Source organism: Jannaschia seosinensis (assembly GCF_001408515.1).
In the GTDB taxonomy this organism is placed as follows: domain Bacteria; phylum Pseudomonadota; class Alphaproteobacteria; order Rhodobacterales; family Rhodobacteraceae; genus Jannaschia; species Jannaschia seosinensis.
On record NZ_CYPR01000140.1, the window covers coordinates 1 to 17,951 of the forward strand.

The following is a 17,951-nucleotide window of genomic DNA, read 5'->3' on the forward strand; positions in this document are numbered from 1 at the left end:
CGCCCGCGTTGAGGTTGGCCCCATGGGTCGGGACACCCGCTACGTCGTCACCAATCTCGAGGGCGGCCGCGGCAAGCATCTTTACGAGAAGCTCTATTCCGCTCGCGGCCAAGCCGAGAAACACATCAAGGCGTGGAAGGCCCACCTCGCAGCAGACCGGACGTCGTGCTCGAAAGCCAACGCCAATCAGATGCGTCTGATGCTGCACGGCTGCGCCTACTGGATTTGGTGGAAGCTCCGCGCGGCTTGCCCAAAACGTTCACCATGGCGCCGCGCCCAGTTCGACACGCTGCGGCTGCATCTCGTCAAACTGGCCGCCACCATCGTCGAAAAGAAGACCCGGATCATCGTGACCCTGCCGGCATCGTGTCCCCGAAAGGGACTTCTCCTCCTTCTCTTCGACGCCCTCGCCCCACCGAAAACAGCCTGACGCAAGCGCCCCGACAAACCCAGAAACATCAATCCACACCACCCAAGACCCAAGTCACCGGCCGGCCTGCCAACCGGACGCAAACACCGGGTGCGCGCGACAAGCCCGAGACCCAGGTAACCGGCCCCCTAAGCAGAAGAATACGGCTTCATGAATTATCCGGGCTAACAGAGTCGCCCCACCCGATAACGCCCCATCCGCGCACAGCCCCCGTGCAGGGTTCACAACATCGTGGCCGACCGATAGACCGCCGTGAACGTCTTTGGGGGAGCAAGACATGACCAGAGCCTTCGTCTTTCCGGGTCAGGGCGCCCAGACCATCGGGATGGGCCGCGATCTCGCGGAGGCCTATCCCGTCGCACGCGCCGTATTTGACGAGGTGGATGCGGCGTTGGGCGAAAGCCTGTCCGCCACGATCTGGGACGGCGATATCGAGACGCTCACTCTCACCCGCAACGCGCAGCCCGCGCTGATGGCGACGTCGATCGCCGCCCTGCGCGCGCTGGAAGCGGAGGGCGTCCGCGTGGCCGATCACGCCGCCTTCGTCGCCGGACATTCGCTTGGTGAATACAGCGCGCTCGTCGCCGCCGGATCGCTGGACCTGTCCGACGCCGCCCGTCTGTTGCGTATTCGCGGCGAGGCGATGCAGAACGCTGTCCCCGTCGGCGACGGCGCGATGGCCGCCTTGCTCGGCCTCGATCTGGAGACCGCGCGCGCCGTGGCCGAAGAAGCGGCCGAGGGCGATGTCTGTCAGGCGGCCAACGACAACGATCCTGCGCAAGTCGTCGTCTCGGGCCACCGCGCTGCCGTGGAACGCGCTGTCGAGATCGCCAAGGGGCGCGGCGCGAAGCGCGCGCTTCTCCTGCCCGTATCCGCGCCGTTCCACTGTGCGCTGATGGCGCCCGCCGCCGCCGCGATGGCTGAGGCACTCGACACCGTCAAAATCGCCGACCCGGTCGTCCCGCTGATCGCCAATGTCACGGCAGCACCGGTGCAGGACGCCAGCCAAATCCGCCCCCTGCTCGTCGATCAGGTCACGGGAGCCGTCCGCTGGCGCGAAAGCGTGATGCGAATGGGCGCCGAGGGCGTGACCGAAATCTGGGAGATCGGGGCCGGAAAAGCACTCTCGGGCATGGTCCGGCGAATCGACAAGACGATCGCGACACGACAGGTCGGAACCCCGACCGACGTCGACGAATCTGCGAAATCACTTTAAGAAAGTCTGGTAGATGTTTGATCTCACAGGAAAGCGTGCTCTGATAACTGGTGCATCCGGCGGCATCGGCGCCGAAGTGGCCCGTGCGCTTCGTGCGCAGGGTGCGACGGTCGGTTTGTCGGGCACCCGCGAGGATCCTCTGAAGGCGCTGGCGGGCGAACTGGGCGAGCGGGCTCACGTCCTACCCTGCAATCTCTCCGATGCCGATGCCGTCAACGCCCTACCCAAGCAGGCGGCGGAGGCGATGGGTGGCGTCGACATTCTGGTGAACAACGCGGGCATCACGCGCGACAACCTTTTCATGCGCATGTCCGAGGACGAATGGGCGTCAGTGATCGAGGTCAACCTGACCGCGGCGTTTCGGCTGTCCAAGGGCGTGCTGCGCGGGATGATGAAGGCCCGCTGGGGTCGGATCGTGAACGTGTCGTCGATCGTCGGCGCGACGGGCAATGGGGGTCAAGGCAATTACGCGGCGTCCAAGGCCGGCCTGATCGGCATGGCCAAGTCGCTCGCCTACGAGGTGGCGAGCCGCAATATTACCGTGAATTCGGTCGCTCCGGGCTTCATCGCCACCGCGATGACCGACAAGCTCGACGACGACCAGAAGTCGAAGATCGACGCGCAAATTCCGGCCGGCCGCATGGGCCGCGCCGACGAAATTGCCGCCGCCGTCGTCTATCTCGCGTCGGAGGAGGCCGCCTACGTCACGGGCGCGACCCTGCACGTCAACGGCGGAATGGCAATGCTTTGAAAGGCTTGCGCGTTGCCTCACGGCCTAATGGACGCCGGGACAAAACATTTGCCACCACCCGCCCTCGTGGTATAGGGCGGCGCACACATCCTCGGGGAAACGCCCCGAAATCGCGCGATTGACGCGCCGCCCGGCATGGGGTTCAAGATCATGTCACCAGCCCCACCGGGGCGACGAGATGAGGTAAAGAGATGAGCGACAACATCGAGGATCGCGTCCGCAAGAAGGTCGTCGAGCACCTGGGCGTGGAAGAAGAGAAGGTGACCGAGAACGCCTCCTTCATCGACGACCTCGGCGCCGACTCCCTCGATACGGTCGAGCTCGTGATGGCCTTCGAGGAAGAGTTCGGGATCGAAATTCCCGACGACGCCGCCGAGTCGATCCAGACCTTCGGGGACGCCGTGAGCTTCATCAAGGCGAATTCCTGATCCGCCATCGCGGAACAGTGTAATCTGAGGCGCCCTGCGGGGCGCCTTTTTTGCATGCGCTGGTCTTTTGTCCGCGATGCGCCTAAGCCCGCGCCCGAACCAGGCGGGGCGCAACAGATGAGCGTTGGCATCTTCGATTCGGGCCTCGGCGGCCTCACGGTCTGGGCCGCGGTACGGCGACGCCTGCCCGATCTTCCGATCACCTACTATGCCGACAGCGCCAACGCCCCCTACGGCGTACGCGACGCCGATGACATCCACACGCTGACCAAGCAGGCGGTCGAGGCGATGTGGGAGGGCGGCTGCGATCTTGTCGTGCTGGCCTGCAACACCGCGTCCGCCGCTGCTCTGCGCCGGATGCAGGAAGCTGGCGTGCCGCAAGGCAAACGGGTCCTCGGCGTGTTCGTCCCGCTGATCGAGGCCCTGACGGAGCGGAACTGGGGCGACAATTCCCCGCCGCGCGAGGTCGCCGTCAGCCAGGTCGCGCTCTTCGCCACGCCCGCCACCGTCGCCTCCCGCGCGTTTCAGCGGGAACTGGCTTTCCGCGCCATCGGCGTCGATGTCGAGGCGCAGTCCTGCGGCGGCGTCGTCGATGCGATCGAGGACGGAGACATGATCCTGGCCGATGCGCTGGTTCGCTCCCATGTCGATGCGTTGAAACGAAAGATGCCGCGCCCGCAGGCGGCCATTCTGGGCTGCACGCATTATCCGCTGGTGCAGGACTCGTTTCAGGACGCGCTCGGCCCCGACGTGACCGTCTTCAGTCAGGCCGATATTGTCGCCGAGAGCCTCGCCCATTATCTTGAACGCAGACCCGACATCGCGGGTGGCGGCGTGTCGCGCATGCTGACCACGGGCGACCCAACAAGGGTTTCGGCCCGCGCGACGCAGTTTCTGCGCCGACCGCTCCAGTTCGAGGCCGCCTGAGGAGGGCACATGCGTTCGCTCAAGAAGACACGCCGGATCCAGATCCTCACGATCGCGGCTTTCGCGCTGGCCGGCGCAACCGGCCTGATCGGCTACGGCATGCGCGACTCGATCCAGTTCTTCCGCTCCCCGTCCGAGGTGGCGATGACCCCACCGCCCGACAGCGAGGTATTCCGGATCGGCGGCCTTGTGGAGCAGGGCAGCCTCGTGCGCGGACAGGGAACGGCGATCACGTTTCGCGTGACCGATGGCGGCGCCTCCATCCCGGTCGTCTACGAGGGCGTCCTGCCCGATCTCTTCGGCGAGGGCGAAGGGATGGTCGGCACCGGCCGATACGTGGGCGACAGGTTCGAGGCGACCGAGATCCTCGCGCGCCACGACGAGACCTACATGCCCAAGGAAGTCGTGGACGCCCTGAAGGAACAGGGCAGTTGGCAGCCGGGCTCCTGATCTCCGTGCTGGCGCGGTGAACCCCGACACGCTCCGGGCGGCCCTCTGGATGGGGGGCTCCATCGCGTCCTTCACCACGATGGCGATCGGCGGGCGCGAAGTGGCCGGGGCGCTCGATACGTTCGAGATCATGCTCTACCGCTCCGTCACGGGGTTCGTGGTGATCGTCGCGGCGATTCTGCTGACGGGCCGCCGGCACGAGATCACGACCCGCAACCTGCCGCTTCAGGTGCTGCGCAATGCGACGCATTTCACGGGCCAGAACCTGTGGTTCCTCGCCATTGCGCTGGCACCCTTGGCGCAGGTCTTCGCGCTGGAATTCACGTCGCCGCTCTGGGTGCTGCTGCTGGCACCGCTGATCCTTGGGGAACATGTGCGCCGGGTGCAAATCCTCGTGGCCATCATCGGCTTCGGCGGCGTTCTGCTCGTGGCGCAGCCCTTCGCGGCCACGCCTTCGCCCGGCCTGCTCTGGGCGGGTCTGGCGGCCGTGGCCTTCGCGATCACGAACCTCTTCACCCGGCGGCTCACGCGAGACGAGACGGTGCTGGGCATCATGTTCTGGCTGACTGCGCTGCAACTCCTGATGGGGTTGGTCTGCGCAGGGTTCGACGGGGATATCGCCTGGCCCGGTCCGACCCTGCTGCCCTGGACCTTCGCCATCGGGCTGGCGGGGCTTTCAGCGCATTTCTGTCTCACGAATGCGCTACGCCTTGCGCCCGCCTCGACGGTCATGCCGATCGATTTCGCGCGCCTGCCGATCATCGCAATCGTTGGCGCGCTGCTCTATGCAGAGGCACTCGATCCGCTGGTGCTCTTGGGCGGAGGCGTCATCCTCGGCTCGGCTTGGGCGAACCTGCGCCTCGCCCGCCCGGCCGCATTGCCCGCCTCAACGTAATTTGTTGCGCGAATGCCATAGGCGCCGACAAAGGCGGCTGCGCGAGAATGTTGACGTAGGGTCCGGTTTGACCGCCTTCCCGCATTGCGCCTCACCTGCTGGAAATGCCGGCGCGATGGGCTGGGGGGTCTGCCCGCGCCGCACAGGGGGATGATGATATGAAAACCGTGACAAGGGCCGCAATGGCCACGCTATTCGGTGCCACCGCGCTCGCGGGAACCGCTTCGGCCGGTGGCCTCGACCGCTCCTATCAAAGCGTTCTGGCGATCTTCAACGACCCCGGCACGGTCAGCTTCTCGCTGAGCTACGTCGAGCCGGATCTCAAGGCGGAGGACATCAACGGCACCGGCCGATACGATGCCGCGGACGGATTCGCGCAGTATCAGTTCAGCTATACCGGCCGCATCAACGACCGCTTCAGCTACGCCATCATCAACGATCAGCCGTTCGGCGCGAACATCTTCTATGACGATGACCCGCTGACCTCGAACATCGGTGGCACCGAAGCCGATCTGGAGACAGACGCCTTCACCTTCATCGGCAAATACGATTTCGACGACCGGATCAGCGTCTTCGGCGGCCCCCGGGTCGAGCGGGCGTCGGGCGTGGTCGCGCTGAACGGTCAGGCCTATGCCCGCGCCATAGCCCTGCGCGGTGTGGCGCGCGTCGCGGGCGTCGATGCCGGCACCCTCGGCGCAGCCCTCCAGGGTGACCCGAACGCGGTCGCCGCTCTGGGCGGCCTGGCAAATGTAGGCGCGCTTGGGGCGCAGTTTCAAAACGCATCCAGCATCTTTCTCGCGACCGGTGGCTACGAGGTCGAACTGGATGACGATTGGGGCGTCGGCCTCACCCTCGGCGCGGCCTACGAGATCCCCGAGATCGCCCTGCGCCTCGCCGTCACGTATCATTCCGAAATCAGCCACGACAACGCGACGACCGAGCAGTTCGGGTTGGCCAGCCTCACGCCGATCCCGTCCGAGATCGCCTTCTCGAGCCCGCAATCGGTCAATGTCGATTTCCAGACCGGCCTGAACGAGCGGACATTGCTGATCGCGGGTGTGCGCTGGACCGACTGGGATGACTTCGATGTGATCCCGACCACGCTCGGCTCCGATCTTGCCGTGATCGACGACAGCTACCGCTGGAGCCTCGGGGTCGCGCGCCGCCTGACCGATGCATTCGTCGGCCTCGCAACCCTGACCTACGAAGAGGATCTGGGCTCGGAGACGCAATCGCCGCTCGGCCCCACCGACGGGTTGATCGGCCTGACGCTCGGGGGACGTTACACGCGCGATAACCTGAACGTCTCCGGCGGCGTCAGCTACAACTGGGTGGGCTCGGCCAATGCCGGTGTCGCCGAGCAGCCGGTCGCGTCCCTCACCGACTCGAGCGCGATCGGCGTCGGCTTCAAGGTCGATTACCGCTTCTGAACCCCGCACCGCACATCCATCCGTGACGCTCCGCCCTCACCGGCGGGGCGTCCGGGTTTGGCGCGGGATCCGGACGGCGATCTGGTGTGGAAGAAAGTCGGAACCGATAGTCGGTCATTAGCCGCGCCAGCCTAGAAAGCTGAAGCGGGCGGGCTGCCCTCCGATGCATCGCATCTTTCAAAGAACCATCAGCGGACGGGGATGACCCGAGATCACCGCCCTGCCGCTCCTTGAACAACATGGGCAGCCCAAGCTGACCCGATCTGCCGAAGGCCTCCAACTAGGACGCCGCGAAATGCTCAAAATTTGCGACCGGCACGGATCCAGCCGGATCCGGGTAGCGCGGGAGGCCCCCGCCGCGCTAATCCGCTCACATGAGTACACGCAACATGCCGAACCGCGCCTGGGCCGAGCTTGCCCTCCTATCCCTGATCTGGGGCGGCTCCTTTCTCGCCGTCCGGGTGGCGCTGGACGAGATCCCGTTCGTCACCTCGGTCGCCTTCCGCGTGGGATTGGCCGCGGCGGCGCTCTGGGCGCTGGTGCTGGCGCGCGGTCTTCCCGTGCCGCGGCAGCCGCGCATATGGGCCGCGCTTCTGGTGATGGGCGGCCTCAACAACGTGATCCCCTTCTCGCTCATGGCTTGGGGACAGCTTCACATCGAAAGCGGCCTGACCTCGATCCTCAATGCGGGCACGGCCGTGTTCGGCGTGTTGGCTGCCGCGATCTTTCTCTCGGATGAGCGGCTGACGACGCGCCGTGCCATGGGCGTGAGCCTCGGCTTCCTCGGCGTGGCGACAGCGATCGGGCTCGAGAACCTCGCCGCGTTCGACCTGCGTTCCGCCGCGCAACTCGCTGTCGTCGCCGGCACGATGGGCTACGCGCTGGCCGGTGTCTGGGCGCGCGTGTTCCTGCCCGGCCTGCCGCCCGCAGTCTCGGCGGCGGGAATGCTGACCGGGTCGAGCCTCATGATGATCCCGGCCGCCCTATTGATCGACGGGCCGGTCTGGCCGTCCCAGACGGATACGTGGCTCGCCATTGGGTATTACGCGCTGATTGCCACGGCCGGGGCCTATCTGCTCTACTTCCGCGTCTTGGCCATGGCGGGCAGCGGGAACACGATGCTCTGCACCTTGCTGGTCGCGCCGACGGCCATCGTACTGGGCGCGACGTTCCGCGGCGAGACCCTTTCGTCCGGCGTCTATCTCGGCTTCGCGATCCTCGCGCTCGGCCTGCTGATCCTCGACGGGCGGCTGTTGCGCCGCGCCGGCCGCGGGGCTACGCCCGCGCCATGATCTACGACACGCCCGAAGACTGGACCGGCGCCCGCGATCCCCGTGTGACGTTCTTCGGGATGTCGGGGCTGGGCAAGACGCATCTCGCGCGCATCCTGCGCGACTCGGGGCAGTGGTTCCACTACTCGATCGATTACCGCATCGGCACCGCCTATATGGGCGAGCACATCAACGACAACCTCAAGCTCGAGGCGATGCGCGTCCCGTTCCTGGCCAAGCTTCTGCGTTCCGACAGCATCTATATCGGCTCTAACATCACCTTCGCCAATCTCGACCCGCTCTCCACCTACCTGGGCCAGCCGGGCGACCCGTCACAGGGCGGCCTGCCGATGGAGGAATATGTGCGCCGGCAGGAATTGCACGTGCGCGCCGAGATCAACGCCCTGCTCGACACACCGCATTTCATCGAGCGCGCGCGCGACATCTATGGCTACGATCGCTTCGTCTGCGACACGGGCGGCTCGATCTGCGAGGTTGTGGACCCGGAGGACCCTGCGGATCCGGCCTTGCGCGCGCTGGCCGATCACACGCTGATGGTCTGGATCGAGGGGAGCGCCGAGCATGCGCAGACGCTCATTGACCGGTTCTCGAAGGCGCCGAAGCCGATGTGCTACCGACCCGACTTCCTGACCTCGCAATGGCGCGAATATCTCGACGTCACCGGCACCGCCCCGGAGGCGGTGGACCCGAACGCCTTCGCCCGAAAGGCCTATGCCGCCGCGATCGCCGAGCGGCACCCGCGCTATGCCGCCATGGCCCGCAACTGGGGGGTCAGCGTCACGGCCGAGGAGGTCGCCTCCTGCCGCGATGCCGCCGACGTGATCGCGATGGTCGCCGCCGCCATTGGCAGGCACGCCACGAACGCCTAGCTCTTCCCGACCCGAGAGAGACTGCCGCAGCCATGCCCATCACCCTGCCCCGCGACCTGCCCGCCTACGACGTCCTCGACAACGAGGGCGTCATGGTCATGTCCGAGGACGCCGCGACGCGGCAGGATATTCGCCCTCTGCGCATCGGGCTTTTGAACCTCATGCCGCTGAAGATCACCACGGAGACGCAGTTCACCCGCCTGATCGGCGCGACCCCGCTTCAGATCAACCTGACGCTGATCCGCATGACCGAGCATCAGTCGCGCCATACCGCGCCCGAGCATATGGAGGCGTTCTACCACTCCTTCCAGGACGTGAAGGACCAGCGGTTCGACGGCCTCCTGATCACCGGCTCTCCGATCGAGCATCTGCCCTTCGAGGATGTCACCTACTGGGACGAACTCCGCGAGGTGATGGACTGGACCCAGACCAACGTGCATTCCACCTTCGGCGTCTGCTGGGGCGGGATGGCGATGGCGTGGCATTTCCACGGGGTGCGGAAGCACGTTCTGGAGAAGAAGGCGTTCGGCTGCTTTCGCGTGAACAACGAGGCGCCGGCCTCGCCCTATCTGCGCGGATTTTCGGACGATTGCATCGTCCCCGTCTCCCGCTGGACGGAGTTGCGGCGCGACGAGGTGGAAGCGGCGGGAATGAACGTGCTGCTCGGCTCCTCCGAAACCGGTCCGTGCCTGATCGAGGATACCGCGCATCGCGCCCTGCATATCTTCAACCATTTCGAATACGACAGCGATACGCTGCACCGGGAATACGAGCGGGACGTCCTGTCGGGCACGCCGGTCGAGGTGCCGGGGAACTATTATCCGTGCGACGACCCGACGCAGCCGCCGCTCAACCGCTGGCGCAGCCACGCGCACCTGCTTTACGGCAACTGGATCAACCAGATTTACCAGACAACGCCCTATGACCTCGCGCAGATCGGCCAGGTCTGACGCCTTGGGCGCCGCCGGGGCGCTGGGGTCGTACGGAATGATCCGCCGCCGCGCCGCGGCGCGGGAAGCGGCGTTCGAGGCGGCGTTTCCGCCGCAGGGCCGGATGATCGGTGTGCCCTTCGCGGGCCGGACGGTGCCGGTCCATGCCGTCATCCGTGGAACGGGGCCGGATCTGATCCTGCTGCACGGCGCATCGGGGAACAGTCGGGAATTCACCTTCGACCTGATCCCGCGGCTGGAGCACCGATACAGGTGCATCGCGTTCGACCGGCCGGGGCTCGGCTATACCGGACGGACGGATCCGGCGCATGACGCGGCCTTCGGCTCCTCCGCCGAAACGCCCGCCGAGCAGGCCGCGCTTCTGGCCGCGGCCTATGCGCGGGTGGCGGAGGACGGCCCGCCCCTGGTCCTCGGGCACAGCTTCGGCGGCACCGTGGCGCTGGCTTGGGCGCTCGACCACCCGGTTCGCGCGCTGACCCTGCTGGCGCCTCCGGCCATGCGCTGGCCCGGCGGGCTCGGGCCGGTCTATGCGCTGACCGCATCGGCACTGGGGGGCGCACTGGTCGTTCCCGCACTCACCGCGACCGTGTCGGAGCGTCGGTTGCGGGAGATCACCCGGCGCATCTTTGCCCCCGATCCCGTGCCCGAAGGGTATTTCGAACATGTTGGCGGGCAACTCACACTGCGCCGCTGCACGCTGCGCGCCAATGCCCGGCAGGTTTCCGGACTGAAACCGCATGTCATCGCGATGGAGGCACGCTATTCCCGCCTGCGCCTGCCCATCGAGTGGCTTCATGGCGATGCCGACACGATCGTGCCGGCGCAGCCCCATGCACACCCGTTCCGGCGCCTTGTCCCCGCGACGAACCTCACGATCCTGGAGGGCGTTGGCCACATGCCGCACCACGTCGATCCCGACGCCGTGGTTGCGGCGATTGACCGCGCGGCGGCCGCGTCGTCCTGAGGGGGGACACGCTCTGGCCCCGGCGCCCTGCCCCGCGCTAAGAGGAACGGACGAGGAGACGCCCATGCCCAAGCCTTCCAATGACGCGATCACGCGCTTCTACAAGAAGGAAGCCCCGGAGGACGTCCGCCAAGCCGTTGCCGAAGGCAGCAAGAAGGACATCCTCACCGACGGCTATCCCTACGACAAGCTGATGGACCGGGCTGAATACGGTGCGGCGCTCGACGCGCTCCAGATCGAGCTGGTCAAGTGTCAGGCCTGGGTCCACAGAAGCGGCGCCCGCCTCGCCATCGTGTTCGAGGGCCGCGACGCCGCCGGCAAGGGCGGCACGATCAAGCGCTTCCGTGAGAACCTGAACCCCCGCGTGGCGCGCATCGCGGCCCTGGCCAAGCCCAGCGACCGCGAGGCGGGGCAGTGGTACTTCCAGCGCTACGTCCAGCACCTTCCGACGTCGGGGGAAATCGTGCTCTTCGACCGCTCCTGGTACAATCGGGCGGTGGTCGAACACGTCTTTGACTTCTGCACGCCCGCGCAGCGCGAGACGTTCTTCGCCCAAACACCCCGGTTCGAGGAGATGCTGGTCGAGGACGGTATCGTCCTGGTCAAGCTGTGGCTGAATGTCGGGCGGGCGGAACAACTTCGGCGGTTTCTCAAGCGCGAGAACGATCCGCTGAAACAGTGGAAGTTGTCGCAGGTCGACGTCGAGGGTCTTTCGCGCTGGGACGCCTATACCGACGCCATCTCCGAGACCTTCGCGCGAACCCACACGGAGATCGCGCCGTGGACGATCGTGCGGTCCGACGACAAGCGGCGCGCGCGACTGAATGCGATCCGCGCCGTGCTGTCGCGCGTGCCCTATGACGGGCGCGACGAGTCGGTGCTCGAGATCGACCCGAAGGTCGCCGGCGGGCCGGAGCTTTGGCTGAACGGTGCCTAAACGTGGCTATCACCACGGCAATCTGCGGCAGGCGCTGATCGATGCGGCGCTCGAGCTGATCGAGCAGAAGGGGCCGACCGGCTTCACCCTGTCGGAGGCGGCGAAATCGGCCGGCGTGACCCCGGCCGCGGTATATCGTCATTTCGAGGGGCGCGAGGACCTCATCATCGAATGCGCGCTGCAGGGGCACGCGATCTTCGGCGATCTGATGGAATACGCCTACGAAAGCGGCCTTCCCTCTGCGCTGGCGGCATTCGAGGCGACCGGGCGGGCCTATCTCGCCTTCGCGCGGAAGTATCCGGGGCATTACATGGCCATGTTCGAAAGCGGCCTGTCGCGTCACGCGACGCCCGAACTCGGCCGCGCCGTCGCCCGGTCGCGCGGTGTCCTGGAGAAAGCGGCGGAGGCGCTGTCGGAACATATCCCCGCGGATCGGCGCCCGCCCGCCTCGATGTTCTCATCGCATATCTGGGCCATGTCGCATGGCGTTGTGGAGCTGTTCGCGCGGGGCAATCCGGGCGGCAATGTGCCGTATACGCCAGAAGACCTGCTGGAGGCAGGGATCGGGATCTACCTTCGCGGTCTGGGACTGATCGAACAGGACAGGTGAGGCGGCTTGCGTTGCCGGAAGGAACGGCGCGCACGCTTTAGAGAAGACTGCCCTGATCCGGCTCATCATCCGGCTTCGGCTTGCGCTTTGGCGCCGACTTGCCGCCGGTCTGCACACGGCCATCGGCAAACTCGATTTCAAGCGCCGCCGCCTTGCGCGCGGTCTTGGCCGACGTCACGACCCGGCCATCCTCCCAGACGATGGCAAAGCCCCGCGCCAGCGTCTCCTGGTGGCCGAGCGTCTGGCGCAGCCGGTCGAGGGCCGCGAGGCGGTCGGCAGCCCGCGCCTGCCGGTTGCGCGCGACCGACAGGAGGCGGGCCAGCGTGGCGTCCAGACGCTCACGGTCGCGGGCTGCGCGGCGGGCAAGCGGGGCGGGCGTCAGGCGCGCAACGGCGCGGTCGAGATCGCGCCGGCTCGTGGCGATACGCTGCGGCAGGCGTGCGTCGAGCCGGGCGGAAAGCGCCTGAAGCCGGCGCCGCCGCTCCGCCAGCCCGGAGGCCAGCGCGCCCGGCGTGATTCGTCCCTCCAGCCGCGACAGGGCGACCCGCTCCCGCGCGGTGCGGTTGCGAAGGGCCGCGGGAAGACGGTCTGCGGCCAGATCCAGACGCTGGCGCGGTGCGGCGAGTAGCGCTTCCGGACGCGGCAGAGCACGCACGAGGTCGGTCGCCCGCTGCCGCCGCCCCTGCACGGCGGCACGGGCGGCGCGCGCGGCCCGGACACCGAGTGCATCCACGGCGGCAAGCAGATCGAGCCGCACAGGAACCGCCATTTCCGCCGCCGCACTGGGCGTCGGTGCGCGGCGGTCGGCGGCATGGTCGATCAGCGTCGTATCCGTCTCGTGCCCGACCGCAGAGATCAGCGGGATCGTGCAGTCGGCAGCCGCCCGCACGACGACTTCCTCGTTGAACCCCCAGAGATCCTCGATCGAGCCACCGCCCCGCGCCACGATCAGAAGGTCGGGCCGTGGCATGGCACCGCCGGGTTTCAGCGCATCGAACCCGCGGATCGCGTTTGCCACTTCGGGCGCGCTCGCCTTGCCCTGAACGGCCACCGGCCAGATCAGGACGCGACGCGGAAATCGGTCCCGCAGGCGGTGGAGGATGTCCCGGATCACCGCGCCCTGCGGCGAGGTGACAACGCCGATCACCTCGGGCAGAAACGGCAGCGGCCGTTTGCGTTCCGCCGCGAACAGGCCTTCGGCGGCCAATGCGGTGCGGCGCTTCTCCAGCATCGCCATGAGGGCGCCGGCACCGGCGATCTCCACCTGCTCGACGTTCAGGTTGTATTTCGACTGCGCGCCGAAGGCCGAGAGCCGCCCGGTGACGATGACCTCCATCCCTTCCTCGGGCTGGACGGAAAGCTGTGCGAGTTGGCCTTTCCAAGTCGTGCAGGCCAGCACGTTCCGGTCGTCCTTGATGTCGTAGTAGAGATGCCCGGACCGCGCGCGGAACATGCGGCCGACCTCTCCGCGTACACGGATGCGGCCAAACTCTCCCTCGAGCGTGCGTTTCACGGCGCCGGAAATCTCCGACACCGTATATTCGCCGTCATTGCGTCCGCGGGTGCTGTCGTCGTCGATCAGATCGTCCATGCGACCCGTCTAGCGGCGAGGCGGGCGACTCACCAGACGCGTCAGGCGCATTCCGAACAGCAGGTGTGGCAAGGCTTCGGCTCGGGATACTCATCCTTCGCCCGCCGGAGTGCGGTTTCGCAGGACGCGGCATCCCCGAGGGCCTTACGTCCGTCCTCTCTGGGAAGGAACTGGCAATCCTCGCGGTGGACGACGTGATCGCCCCGCTCGTTCGCTTCGGTCTTGATGTAGTATTTCATGTTCAGCGAACGGAGAGCTCATCCGCCGGGTTCCACGCCGCGACATGGTGCCCGCCCTTGTCCGGGCACGCGCCCCTGTCTAGACCGCCGGTCGCGGCGAAACTGCGGGGGCGGCCATGAACATCCTGATACTCGGCGGCGGCGGACGGGAGCATGCGCTTGCCTGGGCGGTGCTGCAGAACCCGAAATGCGACAGGCTGATCGTCGCGCCCGGCAATGCGGGAATCGCCGAAATCGCGGAATGTGCTGCGCTCGACATACTCGACGGCGGTGCGGTGGTGGAATTTGCCGACACGGAGAATGTCGATCTGGTGATCGTTGGCCCGGAGGCGCCGCTGGCCGCGGGCGTCTCGGACCGCCTGACCGAAGCGGGCATCGCCGCATTCGGCCCGTCGCAGGCGGCCGCACGGCTCGAGGCGTCGAAGGGCTTCACCAAGGAGATCTGTGCGGCGGTGGACGCGCCGACCGCCGCCTATGGCAGGTTCGACGAACTTGACGCCGCGCGCGCTTACCTGGCCGATCAGCCCCTGCCGATCGTCATCAAAGCCGACGGCCTGGCCGCCGGGAAGGGCGTGACGGTTGCCGAGACGCGCGAGGCGGCCGAGGCGGCCCTGTCGGAGGTGTTCGACGGCCTCCATGGCCGGGCCGAGGTGGTGATCGAAGCGTTTCTACGCGGTGAGGAAGCGAGTTTTTTCTGCCTCGTCGACGGGACGGATGTTCTGCCGCTCGGGACCGCGCAGGACCACAAGCGCGTGGGCGAAGGCGATACCGGCTCCAACACCGGCGGGATGGGCGCCTACTCCCCCGCGCCTGTCATGACCGCCGAGGTCGAGCAACGCGCGCTCGACGAGATCGTGCGCCCGACGATGGCCGAGATGGTCCGGCGCGGCACCCCGATGCGCGGCGTCCTGTTCGTCGGGCTGATGATCGACGACGGCGCGCCGTCGCTGGTGGAATACAACGTCAGGTTCGGCGATCCGGAATGCCAGTGCCTGATGATGCGGCTGGGGGGTCAGGTGCTCGACCTGATCATGGCCTGTGTCGAGGGGCGGCTGGCCGAGGCGCGCGTGCACTGGGCCGACGATCATGCGATCTGCGTCGTGATGGCGGCCGACGGCTATCCCGGCGCGTATGCCAAGGGCGGCGTGATCGGCGGCCTCGATGCCCTGCCCCGCGACGGCTTCGGCATCTGCTTTCACGCGGGCACGGCGATGCGCGAGGGGCAGGTCGTCGCGGCCGGTGGCAGGGTTCTTGGCCTGACGGCGCGTGCGGATGACCTCCGCACGGCGCGCGACCGTGCCTATGCGATGGTGGAGGCGGTCGAGTGGCCCGACGGCTTTTGCCGTCGGGATATCGGGTGGCGAGTGCTGGGGCGGGATTAGGCGCCGATTCGCCCGAGGATGCGCGCCCAGGACCGGATGCCCTTGCGGAAGCTTTCGACGTCGTACTTCTCGTTGGGCGAATGGATCTGGTCGTCCTGGCGGGCAAACCCGGCGAGGACTGATTCCATCCCGAGCACCGTCTGGAAATAGCCCGCGATCGGGATCGAACCGCCGCCGCCGATGAACGCGGCCTCCGTGTCCCACTCCTCCGTCAACGCCGCCTGCGCCGCCTGGAACAGCGGGCCGTCGGTGGACATGGTCGAGGCCGGGCCGGCGCCGTGGCTCTGGAACGCAACATCGCAATCGGGCGGCATCTGCGCAGTCACCCAGTCGCGGAACGAGTCCCGGATGCGGATCGGATCCTGGTCGCCGACGAGGCGGAACGACACCTTCGCATGCGCCTCGGACGGCAGGACCGTCTTGAACCCCTTGCCCGTATAACCCGACCAGATGCCGTTGATTTCGGCCGTCGGCCGCGACCAGAGCTGCTCCAGCCCGGAACGATCCGTCTCGCCGGCGGGATGGCTGAGCCCGACCTCGCCGAGGAACGCCTCGGCGGAGAAATCCAGACGCTCCCAACTCTCGCGCTGCTCGGGCGACGGCTCGCGGACGCCGTCGTAGAAGCCCGGCACCTGCACCCGGCCCTGTTCGTCGTGCAGGTCGCCAAGCACCCGCGTCAGTACGCGGGCGGGGTTCATCGCGATACCGCCAGATAGAGCAACCTGCGGTCTGGAAATTCTGCTGAGAGCGGGTCATGCATCCTGGCATTCCCATTTGATGTAGGCCTTGGTCTCGGAGGCCCATTTCTCGTCGATCTCTACGAGGACGGCGCTGACCAGTCGCAGCAGAGCGTCGTCGCTGGGAAAGACCCTGACCTTTACGGTGCGCCGCTTGAGCTCCTGCTGGACGGATCGCTCCATCGGGTTTGAAGTGCGCAGCCGGCGGCGATGGTGCTCGGGCAGCGTGAAGACCGCGAGCCCCTCGGGCGCGTTTTCCTCCAGCCATGCGGCCAGCTTCGGCGCAGAGGTGCGATAGCTGGCGACGATCTCTGCCAAGGCCGTTTCTGCCTTGGCGAGCGTGCTGGCATTCCACACGGTGCGCAGCTCGGCTCCGATGCGCTTGCGGCTCTCGACGTTCGGAGCGTGATGAATGGCGTTGCGCGCGAGATGGAACTGGCAGCGCTGCCACGTGGCGCCGCCAAGAACAGCCCGCTGGGCAGCACGCAGCCCTGAGTGGTCATCCGAAACGATGAACTCGACGCCGCGCAGGCCGCGGGCGACCAGGCTCTCCAAGAAGCCCCGCCAGTGGACCTCGGCCTCGGACAGGGCCACGGAAACGCCCAGAACACGCCGCCGCTCGTCCGGGCCGATGCCGATTGCCGAGAGCACGGCAGCATCGCGCACCACCCCGCCGTGGCGCATCTTCTCGTACCGGGCATCGAGGATGAGGTATTTTACCTGGCCCAGAGGGCGGTTGCGCCATGCCTCCAGTTCGTCGTCGAGCAGCTTGGCAGCCCGGCTGACCTGCGAGGACGACAGGCTCTCGATCCCGAACTCGCGCATGACAGCCTCGGCGTCACGCGTGGAGACGCCTTTGACGTACATCTCGGCCACCGCCAGCATGACGGACCGAACCGACCGCCGCCCGCGCTCGAGGGATTGCGGATAGAACGGCTCTTCCCCATGCCCGGCAGTCTTGGGCACCTGCACGCTCACCGTGCCCGCAGGCGTGTCGATCCGCTTGGGTTTGTAGCCGTTGGCATAGCCGTGACGCTCGGGCGTGCGCTCATAATGGCTCGCGCCGAGAAACCGCTCCCGTTCGATCTGCATCGCCAGCTCGAAAGCCCGCGCGAACACCGATGCGATCTCGCCGGGCCCGTGCTCGATCAACTGTTCCAAGACCGCCTCAAGCGCCGTATCCTTCCGCCTGTNCATTCGTTCTTCTCCATGGTTGTGTTGCAANNCCATGGAATACCAGAATGGGCAGCTNGTGCTGGAGGCGCCCCAGCACGAGCTCACGCCCCGCGTCTCAAGCGAATTTCCAGACCTGAGGGTACAGTACCCCAAGAGCAGCGCCTGCGTGTCTCCGCCAAATCGCGTCTCGGCGAGAAGCTCGCCTACATCCACTACCACTGGGATGGACTGCAGACCTTCCTTCGGGATGGGCGCGTCGAGATCGACTCCAACGGCGTCGAAAACCTCATCCGCCCGATCGCTCTGAACAGGAAAAACGCGCTCTTCGCCGGGCACGACGAAGGTGGGAAGGCTTGGGGGCGCATCGCGTCTCTCATCGAGACCGCGAAGATCAACGGCGTCGAACCCTTCGCCTATCTAAAGGCCACCTTGGAGGCGATCGCGGACGGGCACCCCAAGAGCCGGATCGACGAACTCCTCCCCTGGAACTTCAATCCGTCAAGCTGAAACCAATGTGGGGCCCAGCTCCCGCTTACGGTACTTTTAGAAAGCCCGGTCGTATTATTTTGCAGTGCGCAACGTCTTGTTCCAAGCCTTCGCTACCGAGCAAGTTTACCCCCGAGAGCGCCCGTTCTTCCGGATCGGGAGTGAGGGCTTAAACGCCAATTTTCAGAGTA

The 17,951-nt window shown here is 66.7% G+C and carries 18 protein-coding genes and 2 pseudogenes; 16 read left to right on the top strand and 4 right to left on the bottom strand.

Translation table 11 applies throughout. The features are described from left to right. From JSE7799_RS10495 to JSE7799_RS10560, 14 genes are all read left to right on the top strand, one after another. A partial coding sequence (locus tag JSE7799_RS10495) for a transposase (RefSeq protein ID WP_144431656.1) occupies positions 1 to 430 on the top strand: 430 nt, incomplete at its 5' end. A gap of 277 nt (positions 431 to 707) precedes the next feature. Then, positions 708 to 1,646, top strand: a complete 939-nt coding sequence (fabD, locus tag JSE7799_RS10500) for an ACP S-malonyltransferase (RefSeq protein ID WP_055663562.1) — start codon at positions 708 to 710, stop codon at positions 1,644 to 1,646. 13 nt (positions 1,647 to 1,659) lie between these two features. Then, positions 1,660 to 2,397 (top strand): 3-oxoacyl-[acyl-carrier-protein] reductase, encoded by a 738-nt coding sequence (gene fabG, locus JSE7799_RS10505; RefSeq protein WP_055663563.1) that lies wholly within the window; start codon positions 1,660 to 1,662, stop codon positions 2,395 to 2,397. A 191-nt stretch (positions 2,398 to 2,588) separates the two neighbouring features. Then, positions 2,589 to 2,825: an acyl carrier protein gene (locus JSE7799_RS10510; RefSeq protein WP_055663564.1), complete on the top strand. Its 237-nt coding sequence runs from the start codon at positions 2,589 to 2,591 to the stop codon at positions 2,823 to 2,825. A gap of 117 nt (positions 2,826 to 2,942) precedes the next feature. After that, positions 2,943 to 3,752 (top strand): glutamate racemase, encoded by an 810-nt coding sequence (locus tag JSE7799_RS10515; RefSeq protein ID WP_055663565.1) that lies wholly within the window; start codon positions 2,943 to 2,945, stop codon positions 3,750 to 3,752. A 9-nt stretch (positions 3,753 to 3,761) separates the two neighbouring features. Next, complete coding sequence (gene ccmE, locus JSE7799_RS10520; protein WP_055663566.1) at positions 3,762 to 4,202, top strand: cytochrome c maturation protein CcmE; 441 nt, start codon at positions 3,762 to 3,764, stop codon at positions 4,200 to 4,202. Between the two features lie 16 nt (positions 4,203 to 4,218). Beyond that, positions 4,219 to 5,097, top strand: a complete 879-nt coding sequence (locus tag JSE7799_RS10525) for a DMT family transporter (protein WP_245624863.1) — start codon at positions 4,219 to 4,221, stop codon at positions 5,095 to 5,097. A 182-nt stretch (positions 5,098 to 5,279) separates the two neighbouring features. After that, a complete protein-coding gene (locus JSE7799_RS10530) occupies positions 5,280 to 6,527 on the top strand; it encodes an OmpP1/FadL family transporter (protein ID WP_186201905.1) in 1,248 nt (415 codons plus the stop codon). A gap of 374 nt (positions 6,528 to 6,901) precedes the next feature. After that, positions 6,902 to 7,819, top strand: coding sequence for a DMT family transporter (locus tag JSE7799_RS10535; protein ID WP_055663568.1), 918 nt, complete (start codon positions 6,902 to 6,904; stop codon positions 7,817 to 7,819). Next, entirely contained in the window at positions 7,816 to 8,688 is an 873-nt protein-coding gene (locus JSE7799_RS10540; protein ID WP_055663569.1) for a hypothetical protein, read from the top strand. The genes JSE7799_RS10535 and JSE7799_RS10540 overlap by 4 nt, the downstream gene beginning before the upstream one ends. Positions 8,689 to 8,720: 32 nt before the next feature. Continuing rightward, positions 8,721 to 9,638, top strand: a complete 918-nt coding sequence (locus tag JSE7799_RS10545; protein ID WP_055663570.1) for a homoserine O-succinyltransferase — start codon at positions 8,721 to 8,723, stop codon at positions 9,636 to 9,638. Positions 9,639 to 9,675: 37 nt separating this feature from the next. Further along, positions 9,676 to 10,602 carry an alpha/beta fold hydrolase gene (locus tag JSE7799_RS10550; RefSeq protein ID WP_055663571.1) on the top strand — a complete coding sequence of 309 codons (927 nt, stop codon included), beginning with the start codon at positions 9,676 to 9,678 and terminating at the stop codon, positions 10,600 to 10,602. Positions 10,603 to 10,666: 64 nt separating this feature from the next. After that, entirely contained in the window at positions 10,667 to 11,539 is an 873-nt protein-coding gene (gene ppk2, locus JSE7799_RS10555; RefSeq protein WP_055663572.1) for a polyphosphate kinase 2, read from the top strand. After that, positions 11,532 to 12,149 carry a TetR/AcrR family transcriptional regulator gene (locus tag JSE7799_RS10560; RefSeq protein WP_055663573.1) on the top strand — a complete coding sequence of 206 codons (618 nt, stop codon included), beginning with the start codon at positions 11,532 to 11,534 and terminating at the stop codon, positions 12,147 to 12,149. The genes ppk2 and JSE7799_RS10560 overlap by 8 nt, the downstream gene beginning before the upstream one ends. A gap of 37 nt (positions 12,150 to 12,186) precedes the next feature. On the opposite strand, the gene xseA is transcribed toward JSE7799_RS10560, so the two are convergent. Continuing rightward, a complete protein-coding gene (xseA, locus tag JSE7799_RS10565; RefSeq protein WP_055663574.1) occupies positions 12,187 to 13,740 on the bottom strand; it encodes an exodeoxyribonuclease VII large subunit in 1,554 nt (517 codons plus the stop codon). Between the two features lie 41 nt (positions 13,741 to 13,781). Continuing rightward, on the bottom strand, positions 13,782 to 13,979 hold the full coding sequence (locus JSE7799_RS21320) for a hypothetical protein (protein ID WP_055663575.1): 198 nt from the start codon (positions 13,977 to 13,979) through the stop codon (positions 13,782 to 13,784). Between the two features lie 116 nt (positions 13,980 to 14,095). Between JSE7799_RS21320 and purD the strand changes: the two genes are divergently transcribed. After that, a complete protein-coding gene (gene purD, locus JSE7799_RS10575) occupies positions 14,096 to 15,361 on the top strand; it encodes a phosphoribosylamine--glycine ligase (protein ID WP_055663576.1) in 1,266 nt (421 codons plus the stop codon). Here purD and JSE7799_RS10580 read toward each other — a convergent pair. After that, a pseudogene (locus JSE7799_RS10580) lies at positions 15,358 to 16,071 on the bottom strand (M20/M25/M40 family metallo-hydrolase); the annotation flags it as partial. The gene purD and the pseudogene JSE7799_RS10580 overlap by 4 nt on opposite strands. A gap of 42 nt (positions 16,072 to 16,113) precedes the next feature. Next, complete coding sequence (locus JSE7799_RS10585) at positions 16,114 to 17,328, bottom strand: IS256 family transposase (RefSeq protein ID WP_442354841.1); 1,215 nt, start codon at positions 17,326 to 17,328, stop codon at positions 16,114 to 16,116. Between the two features lie 102 nt (positions 17,329 to 17,430). On the opposite strand from JSE7799_RS10585, the pseudogene JSE7799_RS10590 reads away from it, so the two are divergent. Then, a pseudogene (locus JSE7799_RS10590) lies at positions 17,431 to 17,781 on the top strand (transposase domain-containing protein); the annotation flags it as partial. Between the last annotated feature and the right edge of the window lie 170 nt (positions 17,782 to 17,951).